Genomic DNA, 14,826 nt, shown 5'->3' with positions numbered 1-14,826 from the left:
GCATGCAGGTGATCCCGGTTCTCGATCTGCTCGACGGCCACGCGGTGCGCGCGATACGCGGCGACCGCGCGAACTACCGCCCCATCCAGTCGACGCTTTGCGCAACGAGCGAGCCAGTTGCCGTCGCCCGCGCATTGACAGCTGCGACAGCCGCACCCGCGCTCTACGTCGCGGACCTCGGCGCGATCATGGCGCGCGACGCCGCCTTCCTGACACTTACCGCGCTGGGCACGGGCCTCAACCGTGCGCCCTTCGAAATCTGGCTCGACGCGGGCTTCGCCGATTTCCCGTCGATGCTGGCCCACCTCTCGCGTATCGGCCACATCGGCGATACAGCCACGCGCATCGTTCCCGTGTTCGGCTCCGAGTCGCTGCGCTCGCTCGACGCGCTGCGCGAGGCCGAAGCAGCTGGCTACGCACCCATCCTGTCGCTCGATCATCGCGGCCGTCAGCTGATCGCGGCGCCTGAAATCGCCCACGCACTGCGCTCGCCCGAATCGTGGCCGTCGCGCGTGATCGTGATGACGCTCGATCAGGTCGGCGCCGATGCCGGCCCCGATCTCGACACCTTCAGCCAGATCCACGCACAGGCGGGCCAGCGCATGACGATCGGCGCGGGCGGCATCCGTCATCGCGACGATCTCGATGCGGCGGCCCGCAGTGGCGCACATGCATGGCTCGTTGCATCGGCGCTTCACGACGGCAGGCTCGGCACAGCGACCACGAAAACCGCGGCCGCAAAGTCCGCGGCGTGATCCGCGAAACAATATCCATGCCACGCGGTCCGCGTTGCAGCAGCGGCGCGGCTTGCATGCGCATTGGGCAGCGCACTGTCCTCAAGTGACACACTGTTCCAGCGCGACGCACATACTGTGCTGCGCGTGGCGTGGTGCGCGACGGCACGCATCGGAGCGCTCGCGAGATGTTCACGTCCGGTACAACGCGTCATTTGCGTGAGCATTCGTTCGAAACGCATGAAACCGCGGCTGCACGGCCGCGCGGCAAAGCCTGGGCGAAATCGGCACGGACCTTGCTGGACGGTTTCCCATGCACGAGTCCACGTCCCCTACAACGCATGCCAACGCGACTTCAGCCGCCGATGGTCCGTTGTCATCCGCGTTGTCGTCCGCTTCGATCACTCGCGACTGGACCTGCCCTTTCTGCCCGCTGCTGTGCGACGACATCGACGCGCATCTTGCCGCTAATCAGACGCTCGCCGCGCCCGCCACGCGCTGCACGCGTCTAGCCGATGCGCTGACACGCTACGACGCCAGCGACAACGTGTGTTCGCCTTCCGTCGACGGCTCGCCTGTACCGCTCGATACTGCGCTCGACGAAGCCGTCGACGTGCTCGTGCAGGCGCGCCGCTCGCTGTTCGGCGGCTGCGCGACGGATATCGCCGGCGCGCGCGCGCTCTATACGCTTGCGGCCGGCTGCGGCGCGATCCTCGATTCGGTGCACGGCGATGCGATCAGCGCCGCCACGCTCGCGTTGCAGGATCGCGGCGCATTCTTCACGACGCTCTCCGAAGTGCGCTCGCGCGCCGACCTGCTCGTCGTGTTTGCCTGCGAGCCATCCGCGCTTCATCCGCGCTTTTACGAGCGCATTCCGAGCGGCAACTCGATGGCGCGGGAAATCCGCTTCGTCTGCTGCGACACGGATCCCGCTGCGACGGAAGCCGTCAATACGCACACCGCGTCGCTGCTCATCGATACCTCGCCGCATGACGTGCTCGCGCTCTGGTCGGCGATCACCGAAGGCGGCCGCAACGCCGAATCGCTCGAAGACGGCGCGGGCATCGCGACGGCGCTTACCGCGCTGACGGCGCGTATCGCCGAAGCGCGCTATACGGTATTCGTGATCGAACCGGCAGCGCTGCCTCAACCGCATGCAGCGCTGCTGATCGAAGCGCTGCACCGTATCGTCAAGTCGATCAATCGCACGAACCGCGCGGGCGTGCTGACGCTCGGTGGCGCGGACGGCGCGTTGAGCATGAATCAGACGGTCACCTGGCTGTCGGGCTTTCCGTTGCGCACACGTGTGTCGAAGCCCGACCGGCTGCCCGGCACGCCACCGCTCGATTACGATCCGTACCGCTATCGGACGGAACGCCTGCTTGCTGCGGGCGAAGCGGACGCACTGCTGTGGACCGCCAGCTTCGACCCGCATCCGCTGCCCGTTGAACTCGCGGCGACGACGCCAGTGATCGTGCTCGGTACGCCCGCGCTGGGTTCTGCGATCGCCGCGCAGCAAACGCGTAGCGCGAAAACGGTATTCATCCCGGTTGCGACGCCCGGCATCGACAGCGACGGCCACCTCTTTCGTGTCGATACATCCGTCGTCGTGCCGCTGCAGGCGGCGCGCCACGTCGCACTGCCGAGCGTCGCCTCGATCGCAACGCGTCTGGCAGACAAGCTCGTCGCGCAGGCGCGGAGGCCGGCATGAGCCTCGCGCGGCTCAGAGGCGGCCGCGTCTACGATCCGGCGAACGGCGCTGACGGCGAGCAGCGCGACATCTACATTCGCGATGGCCGTATCGTCGAACCGCCAGCGAACGAATCCATCGACCAGGAGTACGACGCGCACGGCATGATCGTGATGGCGGGCGGCATCGATCTGCATTCGCACATCGGCGGCGGCAAAACGAATCTGTCGCGGCTGCTGTTGCCCGAAGATCATCGCGACGACGCGCCGCGCGATGCAACGTACGAAGCCGTGCGCGACGAAAGCGGCCGGTACTTGCGCATGCCGTCGTGCGGCGTATGCGCGCCGGGCACATTCGCCGCCGGCTACCGTTACGCGGAAATGGGCTACACGGCGGCATTCGAGCCGGCGATGATCGCGTCGAACGCACGCCATGCGCACCTCGAAATGGGCGACACGCCGATCATCGATCACGGCGCCTACGTGATGCTCGGCAACGACGAACTGCTGCTGCAGATGCTCGCCGCGAAGGACGACTTCGAGCGCATGCGCGATTACGTGGGCTGGACGATGCACGCGAGCCGCGCGCTTGGCGTGAAGGTGGTCAATCCGGGCGGCATTTCGGCGTTCAAGTTCAACCAGCGTTCGCTCGATGTCGACGAAGCGCATGTGCATTACGGCATCACGCCGCGCGACGTGCTGCGCACGCTGACGCGCGCGTTGACGGAACTGCGCGTGCCGCATCCGCTGCATGTGCACGCGAGCAACCTTGGCGTGCCGGGCAACATCGGTTCGACCATCGCGACGATGGACGCCGCCGACGGCCTGCCAATTCACATCACGCACATCCAGTTCCATAGCTACGGCACAGAAGGGCCGCGCAAGTTTTCATCGGGTGCGCGCGCGATTGCCGAGGCGGTGAATGCTCGACCAAATGTATCGATCGATGTTGGCCAGATCATCTTCGGGCAGACAGTGACAGCATCCGGCGACACGATGATGCAGTTCAGGAACGCGCCGCTCGCGCGGCCGCATAAATGGATCGTTGGCGATATCGAGTGCGATGCGGGCTGCGGCGTGGTGCCGTTCCGTTATCGCGAGCAGAGCTATGTGAACGCACTGCAATGGATCATCGGGCTCGAAATCTTTCTGCTGGTGAACGACCCGTGGCGCGTCGCGATGACGACCGATCATCCGAACGGTGGGCCGTTCACGAGCTATCCGCATCTGATCCGCCTGTTGATGGACAAGTCGTTCCGCGACGCGCAGCTTGACCGGCTGCATCCGGAAGCGAAAGTCGCGAGCGCGCTGCCTGAACTGAAGCGTGAATTCTCGCTGTACGACATCGCGATCATCACGCGCGCGGGGCCTGCGCGCCTGCTTGGCCTGAAAGATCGCGGCCATCTCGCGCCGGGCGCAGCCGCCGATATCGCCGTGTATCGCGACGACGCCGACCGCGAACGGATGTTCACGTCGCCCGCGTATGTGTTCAAGGACGGCACACTGGTCGCACGCGACGGCAATCTCGTCTCGACGCCGACAGGCGGCATTCATTTCGTCTCGCCCGACTACGACAGGAGCATTGAAAAAACGCTGCGTCAGTACAGCGACACGAATCTGGCGACGAACTTCGCGCACGCTGTGATCAGCGACGACGAAATCTGCGCGTGCTGTCGCGGCGGACGGCTGCTGCCCGTCGCGTGCCTCGCTAGAGCTTGAGGGCGGACGCGCGATGCAGATCAACGACACCTTGATCGACGACACCTTCGCGGAAGCGTTTCCGATGAAGGCGACGCGTCTCGTCATCACCGCGCACACGCCGCGTTGGGCGCGCGCGGCGGCGGAGTCGCTGACGGGTTTCGCGACCTCGGTGATCGATTGCGGCTGCGAGGCGGGCATCGAGCACGACATCCCCGCCGATGCAACGCCCGATGGCCGCCCAGGTATTTCCGTGCTGATTTTCGCGGTGTCGTCGAAGGAACTGGTGAAGCAGATCGCGCGTCGCGTCGGCCAGTGTGTGCTGACCTGCCCGACCACGGCCGTCTACAACGGCATCGACGCCGCGACCACGCGCGCACCGCTGTCGGATGTCGCGCCGCTTGGCGGATCGCTGCGATTCTTCGGCGACGGCTGGCAGATTTCGAAAGTGCTGGGCGGCGTGCGTTACTGGCGCGTGCCCGTGATGGACGGCGAATTCGTCTGCGAAGAATCGGTGCAGACAGTAAAGGCGGTGGGCGGCGGCAATCTGCTGCTGCTCGCGCGCGACCTCGACAGCGCGCTCGCGGGTGCCGAAGCGGCCGTCGCGGCAATGCACCGGCTCGCGAATGTGATTACGCCGTTCCCAGGCGGCGTCGTACGTTCGGGTTCGAAAATCGGCTCGAAGTACAAAGGCGCCGTCGCGTCGACCAACGACGCGTTCTGCCCGACGCTCGCCGGTCTGTCGCAACGCAGCGAACTCGACGCACAGACAGGCTGCGTGCTGGAAATCGTGATCGACGGTCTGACGGATGCCGACGTCGGCGCGGCGATGAAGGCGGGCATCGAGGCCGCTTCAACAGCGGGGAATGGCGTAGTGCGCATCTCGGCCGGGAACTACGGCGGCAAGCTCGGGCCCTATCATTTCAAGCTGCGAGAACTGGCGGCCGGCATTGTGCAGCGCGACAGGGGCACGTCAACGGGCGGCTCGCCATGAGCACGGTTACGTTGCGCGTGAAGCATGCGCCCAGCTTTCGCGTCGATGGTTCGACGCTGTTGCCGTCCGCGTTGTCGAGACTATCGGGCGCGGAGATTGCGCATCTTTCGTTGGCTGCGGGCAACGAGGCGTGTGCGGTTGGCGACCTGTTCGATGTTGCCGTCGACACGACCGCAGATGATGCCCGTCTCCTGATCGAAGGCGATGCGCCTTGGCTGGATCGCGTCGGCGCACAACTCGATGCTGGCAGTCTGCGCATCAGCGGCTCGGCAGGGGATTACGCGGGCTTGCGCATGTCGGGCGGCACGCTGGACATTGCAGGAAACGCGGGTCAATTCGCGGGCTGCGAAATGCGCGGCGGCAAGCTCGTCGTCAGCAGCGATTGCGGCGATTTCGCCGCGGGCGCGCTGCCCGGCAATATGGAAGGCATGACGGGCGGCACGCTGATCGTCGCTGGCAACGCGGGCGCGCGGCTGGCCGACCGGATGCGGCGCGGCACGGTGCTGATCGGCGGCGATGCGGGCGATTACGCGGCGTCGCGCCTCGTGGCCGGGACGATCGGCATTGCGGGCCGCCTTGGCGCACACTATGGTTACGGCATGCGGCGCGGCACGCTGTTGATGTTGCAACGGCCTGAACGCATCCCGCCCACGTTCACGACGGGCGGCCGCGGTTTCGATGTGTTCTGGTCGCTGTTTGCGCGGGCGCTGGCTGTCGAATGCAGCGAGGCATCCGCGCTGGGCGCTGCCATCGCACCGCGCCTCGCGCCCTTCGCCGCACTCGACGCGCGCCGGATTCCGCAACGCTTCGCGGGCGATCTGGCAGTCGATGGACGCGGCGAACTGCTGGTCGTCGAATGATCGAGGGAACCGACATGAACGCGACACGCTCGACCGATATTGCGCGCAGTGCCAGGGAAACGCCCGAGCGCTTTCCCATGGCGCTGATCGTGCTGCACTGGCTGATCGCGGTGTGCATCATCGCGATGCTGGGTGTTGGCCTCTATATGGTCGGACTGCCGCGCGGCCTGCCGTTCAAGGCCGTGCTGATCAACTTTCACAAGTCGCTGGGCTTGACGGTTTTCCTGCTGGTGCTGATGCGCATCGGAGTTCTCATGGTATCCGGCAGGCCGCCGTTGCCGCCGATGCGAGCGTGGCAACGCGCCGCCGCGAGCGCTACGCAGGTTCTTTTATACGCTGCAATGATCGTAATGCCGGTGACGGGCTATCTGGGTTCGTCGTTCAATACGTACGGCACGCGCTTCTGGGGCTTGCTGCTGCCCAAGTGGGGCTGGGACGACAAGGAACTACGGCATTTCTGGTTCGGCATTCATGAGATCGCTGCATGGGTTTTCATCGTGCTGATTGCGTTGCACGTTACGGGCGCGCTGAAGCATCAGTTGATCGATCGCGACGGGCTGCTGCGCAGGATGCTGCCGTGATGCTGTAGTTGTGATGCATCACACTCATCAATCGACGTCTGTTTTCAAGGCACTTTCGCAGAAACTTTCGGGAGCAAGGGGACGATGAAGGTCAAGGTGCTCGGTTCATCGGCGGGTGGCGGGTTTCCGCAATGGAACTGCAATTGCCGCAATTGCGATGGCGTGCGCAAAGGCACGATCAACGCGCAGCGGCGCACGCAGTCGTCGATTGCGGTGAGCGTCGATGGCGTGGCGTGGCTGCTCGTGAATGCTTCGCCCGATATCCTCGCCCAGCTCGCCGCGAACCCTGAAATGCAGCCCGCGCGTCATGCACGCGACACGGGCATCGCGGCCGTGCTGCTGATGGATGCGCAAATCGATCACGTGACAGGCCTGCTGATGCTGCGCGAAAACAGTGCGCCGCTGCCGCTTCATGCAACCGATGCCGTATGGCAAGACCTGTCATCGGGCTTTCCCGTCGTGTCGATCCTGTCGCACTACTGCGGCGTCGAGCGCCACACCATCGCACTCGATGCCGGTCCCTTCGGGATTGCCGCGCTGCCCGGCGTGCGTATCGAAGCGCTGCCGCTGTCGAGCAAGGCGCCGCCCTACTCGCCGCATCGCGCGGCGCCGCAGCGTGGCGACAACATTGGCTTGCTGATTACAGCACCCGGCTCCGGCAAGCGCGTGTTCTACGCACCCGGCCTTGGCGTGCTCGAACCGCATATCCGCGACGCGATGCGCAGCGCCGATCTGCTGCTCGTAGACGGTACAACGTGGACCAGCAACGAAATGATCGAACTCGGCCTGTCGAAGAAAACCGCTGCCGATATGGGCCATCTCGCGCAAACGGGTCCGGGCGGCATGATCGACGTGCTGGATTCGCTCGATAGGCCCAACGCGCGAAAGGTGCTAATACATATCAACAACACCAACCCGATCCTGATCGACGACGGCCCCGAGCGTCGCACGCTTGCGGAGCACGGTATCGAAGTCGCACACGACGGAATGCTGTTCGAGTTGTGAACCCTTTGTGAACCTGAGCCACTGACACGGAGACGCGATCGATGAGTTTCAAAGGCAACATCGGCCCGGCATGGACCCGCGACGAATTCGAAGCACAGTTGCGTGCGAAGGGACAGGCGTATCACATCCATCACCCGTTCAACGTGAAGATGAACAGCGGCGGATGCTCGCGCGAGCAGATTCGCGGCTGGGTCGCGAACCGCTTCTACTATCAGATCAACATTCCGCTGAAGGATGCGGCCGTGCTGTCGAATTGCCCCGACCGCGAAACGCGCCGCCGCTGGGTGCTGCGCATTCTCGATCACGACGGTTATGGCGAAGACGAAGGCGGCATCGAAACGTGGGCGCGTCTGGGCGATGCGGTCGGATTGTCGCGCGATGAATTGTGGTCGCTAGAACATGTGGTGCCGGGCGTGCGCTTCGCCGTAGATGCCTACGTGAATTTCGCGCGCCGCGCGCCGTGGCAGGAAGCCGTGTGCTCGTCGCTCACGGAGATCTTCGCGCCGCAGATTCACAAGGACCGGCTGTCGACGTGGCCCGAGCATTATCCGTGGATCAAGCCTGAAGGCCTTGCGTATTTCCGCTCGCGTATTTCGCTCGCGCAGCGCGATGTCGAACATGGCCTCGCTGTCACGCTCGATCATTTCCGCACGCGCGAGCAGCAGGAACGCGCGCTCGACATTCTGCAATTCAAGCTCGACATTCTCTGGACGATGCTCGACGCGATCGAAAAGGCGTTCCCGGCATGAATACTCAAGACAATGCGCAAGCCACGGATAAACGCGGCCCGAAACTGAGCAGCCTGTTTCGCCTGCAATGGGAGCCGGCGCAGGACGCGCACGTGCTGCTGTATCCCGAAGGCATGGTGAAGCTGAACCAGAGCGCTGCGCAGATCCTGTTGCGCTGCGACGGCACGCGCGATGTGCCGACGCTGGTGGCAGAACTCGAAGCGGCGTTCAACGCGCAGGGCCTCGCGCCCGAAGTCGAAATTTTCATCGAGCACGCGCGCTCGCGTGGCTGGCTGGAGTGACAGGATGACCGACCTTTCGACACCCACACAGGAGCAAGCGCAACACGCCGCGCGCAGCAGCGTGGGGCCACCGTTGTGGCTGCTCGCTGAACTGACGTACCGTTGCCCGCTGCATTGTGCGTTCTGCTACAACCCGGTCGATTACACGAGTCATAACAACGAGTTGAGCACCGCGCAATGGATCGACGTGCTGCAACAGGCGCGCAAGCTCGGTGCTGCGCAACTCGGTTTTTCCGGCGGCGAACCGCTGATGCGCGACGATCTCGAAGAACTCGTCGCCGAAGCGCGCAGGCTAGGCTTTTATACAAATCTCATCACGTCGGGTGTCGGGCTGACGGAAAAGCGGCTCGATACGCTGAAGGCAAACGGACTCGATCATATCCAGTTGTCGTTCCAGGACTCGACACAGGAACTCAATGACTTCCTGAGCAGCACCCGCACCTTCGACCTGAAAAACCGCGTCGCGCGTTCGATCAAGGCACATGGCTTTCCGATGGTACTGAACTGCGTGCTGCATCGCTACAACCTGCCGCATGTCGACAAGATCATCGACATGGCGCTGGCAATGGGCGCCGAATATCTGGAGCTGGCGAACACGCAATACTACGGCTGGGCGCACGCGAACCGCGCACAACTGATGCCGACAGCCGAACAGTTGCGCGAAGCGGAAGCCGTGGTCGAACGGTATAGAAAGGAGATCGGCAACCGCTGCAAGATCTTCTTTGTCGTACCCGACTACTTCGAGACGCGGCCCAAACGCTGCATGAACGGCTGGGGCTCGGTGTTTCTCGGCATCGCACCCGATGGTGCCGCGCTGCCCTGCCACTCCGCGCGCTCGTTGCCGGGCCTCACGTTTCCTAACGTGAAGGACACGCCGCTCGAACACATCTGGTACGACAGCGATGCCTTCAACCGCTTTCGCGGCTTCGAGTGGATGAAGGAGCCGTGCCGAAGCTGCGAAGAAAAGACCAAAGACCTTGGCGGCTGCCGTTGTCAGGCGTATCTGCTGACGCAGGACGCCGCCAATGCCGATCCCGTCTGCGACAAGTCTGCGCATCACGAGCAGGTCGTGCAAGTCGTGCGTGAGGCCGCTCAGCGTCCGGCGACGCTTGCGCCCAACGAGCAGCCTGTCACGTTCCGCAACGACGCCAACTCGAAACGCCTCAGCGCCGACGCAACCGCACAGCACGCACCGCGCGAGGTCACAGCGACGCCCCATCCTGAGGGAACGCGATCATGACGACGCCCGCTATTTCCGTGCTTCTCGTCGACGATCATGCCGTCGTGCGCGAAGGCTACCGCAGGCTGCTCGAACTGAGCCCCGATGTGCGCGTCGCAGGCGAAGCCGGCGATGCGACGCAGGCGTATCAGCGCTTCTGCGCGTTGCAGCCCGATGTCGTCGTGATGGATCTCGCGCTGCCGGGCGCGAGCGGCATCGAAGCGATGCGGCGCATGCTCGCGCGCGAGCCCGACGCTTGCGTGCTGATTTTCAGCGTGCATGAAGAGACGCTATTCGTACGCCGCGCATTCGATGCCGGCGCGTGCGGCTATGTGACCAAGGCAAGTGCGCCCGATGTGCTCGTCGAAGCGGTGCGCGCGGTCGCGCGGCGTGTGCGCTATCTGAGCGCGGATGTCTCGCACGCGCTCGCGCTACGGACGATGTACAGCGAAGGGCCACCGGGACGGCAGTTGTCCGCGCGCGAATTCGAAGTGCTGCGCCTGCTCGTGCAGGGCTATACGTTGCCCGTGATTGCGGAGCGGCTTGGACTCAGCCAGAAGACGATTGCAAACCATCAGTCGGCGATCCGGCAGAAGTTCGGCGCGAACAATGGCGTGCAACTCGTGCAGATCGCGCAGCGGCTCGGCCTGCAGTTCTCCGAGCTTGCATCGCCTCACGAGCTTTTCGGCTCGCCGGGCGCGATGGAAGCGCTCGGTTCGGGCAGCCCAAGCTGAGTCGGCACGCGCGCGCAGAGCAGAAAGCCGCGCCCCGGTTCACTTGCGACATGGAACTCGCCGGCGAGCGCCTCGACGCGTTCGCGCATGCCGATCAGCCCTAGCCCGCTGCGCGGCTTCGACAGATCGAGACCTGGACCGTCGTCGGCGACTGTGACGACGATCTCGCCACCGCGCTTACTGTCAGCGGGCGCCCTCACCAGATAGATTTCGACATTCGATTCGCGCGCGAACTTCGACACGTTCGTCAGCGCTTCCTGCACCAGCCGGTAGAGCGTGATGTTGAGGGCATCGGTGAAGCCGTCGAAATCGCCGTCGATAGTCAGCTTGAACGATGCGTCGGGCAGCCGCTCGCGCCAGCCTTCCACACAATGTTCGAGCGCGCTCGGCAGGCCAAGTTCGTCGAGGCCAATGGGTCGCAGCTTGCGGATCATCCCGCCGATCTGACGGTAGACGAAGCCCGCGCTCTGCATCACAGCCAGCGATGCGCGGTGAACCTCGTCCCCTTGTGTGGACAGGTCGCGTATGCGCGCCGCGTCGAGTGCAATTGCATTCAGGTACTGCCCCAGTTCGTCGTGCAATTCACGCGCGAGATGACGGCGCTCCGCTTCCTGCGCTTCGATCACCTGGCTCGCGAGCCGGCGGTTCTCAGCCAGAAGCCGCGCGGCTTCTTCTTCGGCCACGCGCCGCCGCTGCAATTCCTTCTGCGAATCCCGATAGCGCCGCCAGGAGAACCACGCGAGGCCCGCTGCGAGCACGAACAGCGTGACGGGCAGTTCGTCGAGCTGATAGCGCTCGGCACGGCGGCTCCAGCGGTACGCGAGTTCGCTGACGTCGAAAGCCGAGCACAGCACGCCGACGATCACCGTCAACACCACGACGCACAGAAAGTCCCGCCACGCGACGGAGCGCGACTCCGCGCCACGCGCGGCCGCGTTCGTAGCGGCTGCGGGCCGTTGCGCGCCATCTGCGCGATTTGCCGTTGCGTGCCGCTGGTCCGGTTTGGCGTCCACTGGTCTGACTGAAGAGAGAGCTTCGGGCATGAGCGTATCGATGGAGGCAGTAAATCATTCTACTCATCGGATGAGCGCTTTATACGTTGCTTTTTGTATGTTTGGGAACGCCTCCCGAAAGAATCGGGAAAGCTTCCCGGGCAATTCCCGTCCTTCCTGTGCGACGCTTCAGACAACGGTCAAGCGACACGGGGCAAGCATGCGCAGCCCGCGACAACGCCGCCGACATAAGGCTAAAACAACCTGCCGGAGACGACAACGATGAAACCTTCGCGACGCAAATCGCGACGCGCCCGTTTGCATCCTCGCAAGGGCGCTTTCAAGCTGGTATTCAGCAGTGCATTGGCGAGCCTGTGCGCAGCAGCATGGGCACAGGACGCCACGACGCCCCCTGAAGCGACGCCGTCCGCCGACGTGCAGCAGACCGCGCAGAACACGACGCAGGAAGCCGAGATGCCGTCGATTCTCGTGATCGGCACGACGCCGCTGATCGGCATCGGCACCGCGATCGAACTGGTGCCCGCCAACGTGCAGACCATACGCGGACGCGAGATCGACCAGCAGCATCCGAACACGTTGACGGACTACTTCTCGAGCAATCTGCAAAGCGTCGATATCAACGACGCGCAGGGCAACCCTTCGCAGATGGACATCAACTATCGCGGCTTTACCGCGTCGCCGCTGCTCGGCACGCCGCAGGGTTTGTCGGTCTTCATGGATGGCGTGCGGATTAACGAGCCGTTCGGCGACGTCGTCAACTGGGATCTGATACCGCAGGCCGCGATCGATACGATCCAGCTGATTCCCGGCTCCAATCCGACCTTCGGCCTCAATACACTGGGCGGTGCGATTGCGATCACGACGAAGAACGGCAGCAATTCACCCGGCGGCGAAGCGGAGATCAGCGGCGGGTCGTTCGGACGCAAGAGCGCACAGATCCAGCAAGGCGGCGTAATAGGCAGCAATCTCGACTACTACTTCACTGCCAACGCGACCAACGACGACGGCTGGGCCGATCACAACGGCAGCCGCTTGCGTCAGGCATTCGGCAAACTGCGCTACCACGATGGCGACACCACATTGTCAATATCCGGCGGCGGTGCGGACAACACACTCGACGGCTCGCAGACGATTCCGCGCTCGTTTCTCGACAACCGCAATCAGGCGTACACGTTTCCCGATCAGAACCACAATACGGTCGGCTATCTGACGATTGCGGGCGAGCACTATTTCACGCCCAACGTGCAGTTGAGCGGCACGCTCTACTATCGCCATTACCGCAACACGAACACGAGCAGCAACGTCAACGACGATTTCGACCCCGGCGACGATGACGATGATGTGCCGCCCGCCACGAACTTGCAGTCGACCGTGTTCACGCAGAGCTATGGCGGCAGTCTGCAACTGGCGTTGTTGCAGAATCTGTTCGGCAAGCGCAATGAACTGACGCTCGGCGTAGCCGCCGATCTCGCGAATACCCATTTCACGCAATCGACGCAGGACGCGACTTTCACCGACACGCGCGCGACCATCGGCACCGGTCCGTTCGAACCGACCACGGACGCGAAGACGCGCAACGAAACCTACGGCATCTATTTCACCGATACTTTCTCGTTCACCGATCAATGGGCCTTGACGTTCGCGGGCCGCTACAACTGGTCACGCACGACGATCGGCGATGAGAGCGGCGTGCAGCCGCTGCTCGATGGACGGCATGTGTTTTCGCGCTTCAATCCTGCTGTTGGCATTACCTACAATCCGACCGATACGCTCACTGCGTACTTCACGTACAACGAAGGCATGCGTTCGCCGACATCGATTGAACTCGCGTGCGCGGACCCGGATGCGCCGTGCTCGCTGCCGAATGACTTTATTGCGGACCCGTCGCTGAAGCCGGTGATTTCGAAGACGTTCGAGGTCGGCGCGCGCGGAAAAATTGGCGCCAATACATCTTGGAGCGCGGCGCTGTATCGAACGACGCTCGACGATGATATCCAGTTCATCAGTGCCAATGGCGCGGCGAGTACGTTGGGATATTTTCAGAACGTCGGCAAGACGCGCCGTCAGGGTTTCGAACTCGCGGGCCGCACGAAGTACGGCAAGATTGGCGTGAGTGCGAGTTATAGCTATATCGACGCGACGTATCAGTCGACGTGGACCGAAAGCAGCGCGAGCAATTCGAGCGCGGATGCGAATGGCAACATTACCGTGAAGCCTGGTGATCGCATTCCGGGTATTCCGCAGAATACGGTGAAGGTGCGCGTCGATTACACGCCGATTCCGGCATGGAATATCGGCACGAATCTTACCTATCGGGGCAGTATTTTTGCGCGGGGTGACGAGGATAATCAGGATGTAAATGGCACTGTTGCCGGGTATTTTTTGATCGACCTCGATACGACTTACAACGTTACGAAGCAGCTTCAGGTGTTTGCTACTGTCAAGAATCTGCTTAACAAGCGGTATTCGAGTTTTGCGATTCTTGGCGAGAATTTTTTTAATGGGCCCAATCATACTTTTGATCCGGGTGGGGTTACTAATGAGCAGTTTCTTGGGATTGGTGCGCCGAGAGGGGTTTGGGTGGGGTTGAGGTATGCATGGAAGTAGGTTTTTTTGTCTTGCAGACGCTGGGTGGTTTGCTTGTGTTTGCGCTGGCATCCGCGATTTGCCTTCGTGCTTCAGGCGTTGCCCCTGTGCGGGGCGGCACTTACTTTCTTTGCCGCCGCAAAGAAAGTAAGCAAAGAAAGCGGGCTAACACCGCCCGTTCTTGACCTCCGCCTGAGGGCCCCAACAGTTCCTCCGCCTCAATCGGCGTTCTGCCTTTCAATGCCCGTTGCCAGCGCTGCGAACAGGCGCCTCACCCACTTCAAGCACCCGTAGCGCAGCAAACGGCAGCGAATGGTTACGGCCGCCCAGGTGGCAAACTGTGTGTAGGTCGTAGTGCTGCAAACGTCAGCGCTCTTACGACACCGATCGTGTTTTTCAGTCCGGAGTGAAGCGCATACGCCGCGAAAGCCGACACACAGTTTGCCGCTATAGAACGTGGGTGATTTGATCGCGCGTGTGGCGACGCGGGAGCGTGAAGCGGGTGAGGCGCCGATTCAAAGCGCTGGCAACGGGCGGTGACTGAGAGGTTGTCGTGTGAAGCGGAGGACCCGTTGGGGGCCCTCAGGCGGGAACAAGAATTAGCGGTGTTCAGCGGCTTTCTTTTGCCTACTTTTCTTTGCCGCGGCAAAGAAAAGTAGGTGCCGCCCCGCACAGGGGCGACG

At 63.1% G+C, this 14,826-nt stretch carries 13 protein-coding genes; 12 read left to right on the top strand and 1 reads right to left on the bottom strand.

Annotated features, from left to right (window positions below; all coding sequences use genetic code 11):
• Positions 1 to 2: 2 nt before the first annotated feature.
• From G3O01_RS41660 to G3O01_RS41610, 11 genes are all read left to right on the top strand, one after another.
• Complete coding sequence (locus G3O01_RS41660) at positions 3 to 755, top strand: HisA/HisF-related TIM barrel protein (RefSeq protein ID WP_205813316.1); 753 nt, start codon at positions 3 to 5, stop codon at positions 753 to 755.
• A 292-nt stretch (positions 756 to 1,047) separates the two neighbouring features.
• Positions 1,048 to 2,445 carry a formylmethanofuran dehydrogenase gene (locus tag G3O01_RS41655; protein WP_205813315.1) on the top strand — a complete coding sequence of 466 codons (1,398 nt, stop codon included), beginning with the start codon at positions 1,048 to 1,050 and terminating at the stop codon, positions 2,443 to 2,445.
• Positions 2,442 to 4,142: a formylmethanofuran dehydrogenase subunit A gene (locus G3O01_RS41650; protein ID WP_205813314.1), complete on the top strand. Its 1,701-nt coding sequence runs from the start codon at positions 2,442 to 2,444 to the stop codon at positions 4,140 to 4,142. The genes G3O01_RS41655 and G3O01_RS41650 overlap by 4 nt, the downstream gene beginning before the upstream one ends.
• Positions 4,143 to 4,155: 13 nt before the next feature.
• Complete coding sequence (gene fhcD, locus G3O01_RS41645) at positions 4,156 to 5,115, top strand: formylmethanofuran--tetrahydromethanopterin N-formyltransferase (RefSeq protein WP_205813313.1); 960 nt, start codon at positions 4,156 to 4,158, stop codon at positions 5,113 to 5,115.
• Positions 5,112 to 5,975: a formylmethanofuran dehydrogenase subunit C gene (locus tag G3O01_RS41640; protein WP_205813312.1), complete on the top strand. Its 864-nt coding sequence runs from the start codon at positions 5,112 to 5,114 to the stop codon at positions 5,973 to 5,975. Before fhcD ends, G3O01_RS41640 begins: the two co-directional genes overlap by 4 nt.
• A 14-nt stretch (positions 5,976 to 5,989) precedes the next feature.
• Complete coding sequence (locus G3O01_RS41635) at positions 5,990 to 6,556, top strand: cytochrome b (protein ID WP_205813311.1); 567 nt, start codon at positions 5,990 to 5,992, stop codon at positions 6,554 to 6,556.
• A gap of 84 nt (positions 6,557 to 6,640) precedes the next feature.
• A complete protein-coding gene (pqqB, locus tag G3O01_RS41630) occupies positions 6,641 to 7,561 on the top strand; it encodes a pyrroloquinoline quinone biosynthesis protein PqqB (protein ID WP_205813310.1) in 921 nt (306 codons plus the stop codon).
• Positions 7,562 to 7,602: 41 nt separating this feature from the next.
• Positions 7,603 to 8,310 carry a pyrroloquinoline-quinone synthase PqqC gene (gene pqqC, locus G3O01_RS41625; RefSeq protein ID WP_205813309.1) on the top strand — a complete coding sequence of 236 codons (708 nt, stop codon included), beginning with the start codon at positions 7,603 to 7,605 and terminating at the stop codon, positions 8,308 to 8,310.
• Entirely contained in the window at positions 8,307 to 8,591 is a 285-nt protein-coding gene (pqqD, locus tag G3O01_RS41620; protein ID WP_205813308.1) for a pyrroloquinoline quinone biosynthesis peptide chaperone PqqD, read from the top strand. The genes pqqC and pqqD overlap by 4 nt, the downstream gene beginning before the upstream one ends.
• A gap of 4 nt (positions 8,592 to 8,595) precedes the next feature.
• Entirely contained in the window at positions 8,596 to 9,831 is a 1,236-nt protein-coding gene (gene pqqE, locus G3O01_RS41615; protein WP_205813307.1) for a pyrroloquinoline quinone biosynthesis protein PqqE, read from the top strand.
• Positions 9,828 to 10,544, top strand: coding sequence for a response regulator transcription factor (locus tag G3O01_RS41610; RefSeq protein WP_205813306.1), 717 nt, complete (start codon positions 9,828 to 9,830; stop codon positions 10,542 to 10,544). Before pqqE ends, G3O01_RS41610 begins: the two co-directional genes overlap by 4 nt.
• Here the strand turns inward: G3O01_RS41610 and G3O01_RS41605 are convergent.
• Positions 10,484 to 11,587, bottom strand: a complete 1,104-nt coding sequence (locus G3O01_RS41605; RefSeq protein ID WP_241024710.1) for an ATP-binding protein — start codon at positions 11,585 to 11,587, stop codon at positions 10,484 to 10,486. The two genes, G3O01_RS41610 and G3O01_RS41605, sit on opposite strands and share 61 nt — an antisense overlap.
• Before the next feature lie 231 nt (positions 11,588 to 11,818).
• Here G3O01_RS41605 and G3O01_RS41600 point away from each other — a divergent pair, with 231 nt between their 5' ends.
• Positions 11,819 to 14,164 carry a TonB-dependent receptor gene (locus tag G3O01_RS41600; protein ID WP_205813305.1) on the top strand — a complete coding sequence of 782 codons (2,346 nt, stop codon included), beginning with the start codon at positions 11,819 to 11,821 and terminating at the stop codon, positions 14,162 to 14,164.
• Positions 14,165 to 14,826 lie beyond the last annotated feature (662 nt).

It is taken from the genome of Burkholderia sp. Ac-20365 (assembly GCF_017104715.1).
GTDB lineage: Bacteria > Pseudomonadota > Gammaproteobacteria > Burkholderiales > Burkholderiaceae > Paraburkholderia.
Note: the sequence above shows the minus strand (reverse complement) of the source record. Positions and strands in the feature narration are given on the sequence as shown.

Coding starts and splice junctions, on each gene's coding strand:
- pqqE (WP_205813307.1), top strand. CDS start 8,596: ATGACCGACCTTTCGACACCCACACAGGAGCAAGCGCAACACGCCGCG.
- G3O01_RS41605 (WP_241024710.1), bottom strand. CDS start 11,587: ATGCCCGAAGCTCTCTCTTCAGTCAGACCAGTGGACGCCAAACCGGAC.
- pqqD (WP_205813308.1), top strand. CDS start 8,307: ATGAATACTCAAGACAATGCGCAAGCCACGGATAAACGCGGCCCGAAA.
- G3O01_RS41650 (WP_205813314.1), top strand. CDS start 2,442: ATGAGCCTCGCGCGGCTCAGAGGCGGCCGCGTCTACGATCCGGCGAAC.
- G3O01_RS41610 (WP_205813306.1), top strand. CDS start 9,828: ATGACGACGCCCGCTATTTCCGTGCTTCTCGTCGACGATCATGCCGTC.
- fhcD (WP_205813313.1), top strand. CDS start 4,156: ATGCAGATCAACGACACCTTGATCGACGACACCTTCGCGGAAGCGTTT.
- G3O01_RS41655 (WP_205813315.1), top strand. CDS start 1,048: ATGCACGAGTCCACGTCCCCTACAACGCATGCCAACGCGACTTCAGCC.
- pqqC (WP_205813309.1), top strand. CDS start 7,603: ATGAGTTTCAAAGGCAACATCGGCCCGGCATGGACCCGCGACGAATTC.
- G3O01_RS41640 (WP_205813312.1), top strand. CDS start 5,112: ATGAGCACGGTTACGTTGCGCGTGAAGCATGCGCCCAGCTTTCGCGTC.
- G3O01_RS41635 (WP_205813311.1), top strand. CDS start 5,990: ATGAACGCGACACGCTCGACCGATATTGCGCGCAGTGCCAGGGAAACG.
- pqqB (WP_205813310.1), top strand. CDS start 6,641: ATGAAGGTCAAGGTGCTCGGTTCATCGGCGGGTGGCGGGTTTCCGCAA.
- G3O01_RS41600 (WP_205813305.1), top strand. CDS start 11,819: ATGAAACCTTCGCGACGCAAATCGCGACGCGCCCGTTTGCATCCTCGC.
- G3O01_RS41660 (WP_205813316.1), top strand. CDS start 3: ATGCAGGTGATCCCGGTTCTCGATCTGCTCGACGGCCACGCGGTGCGC.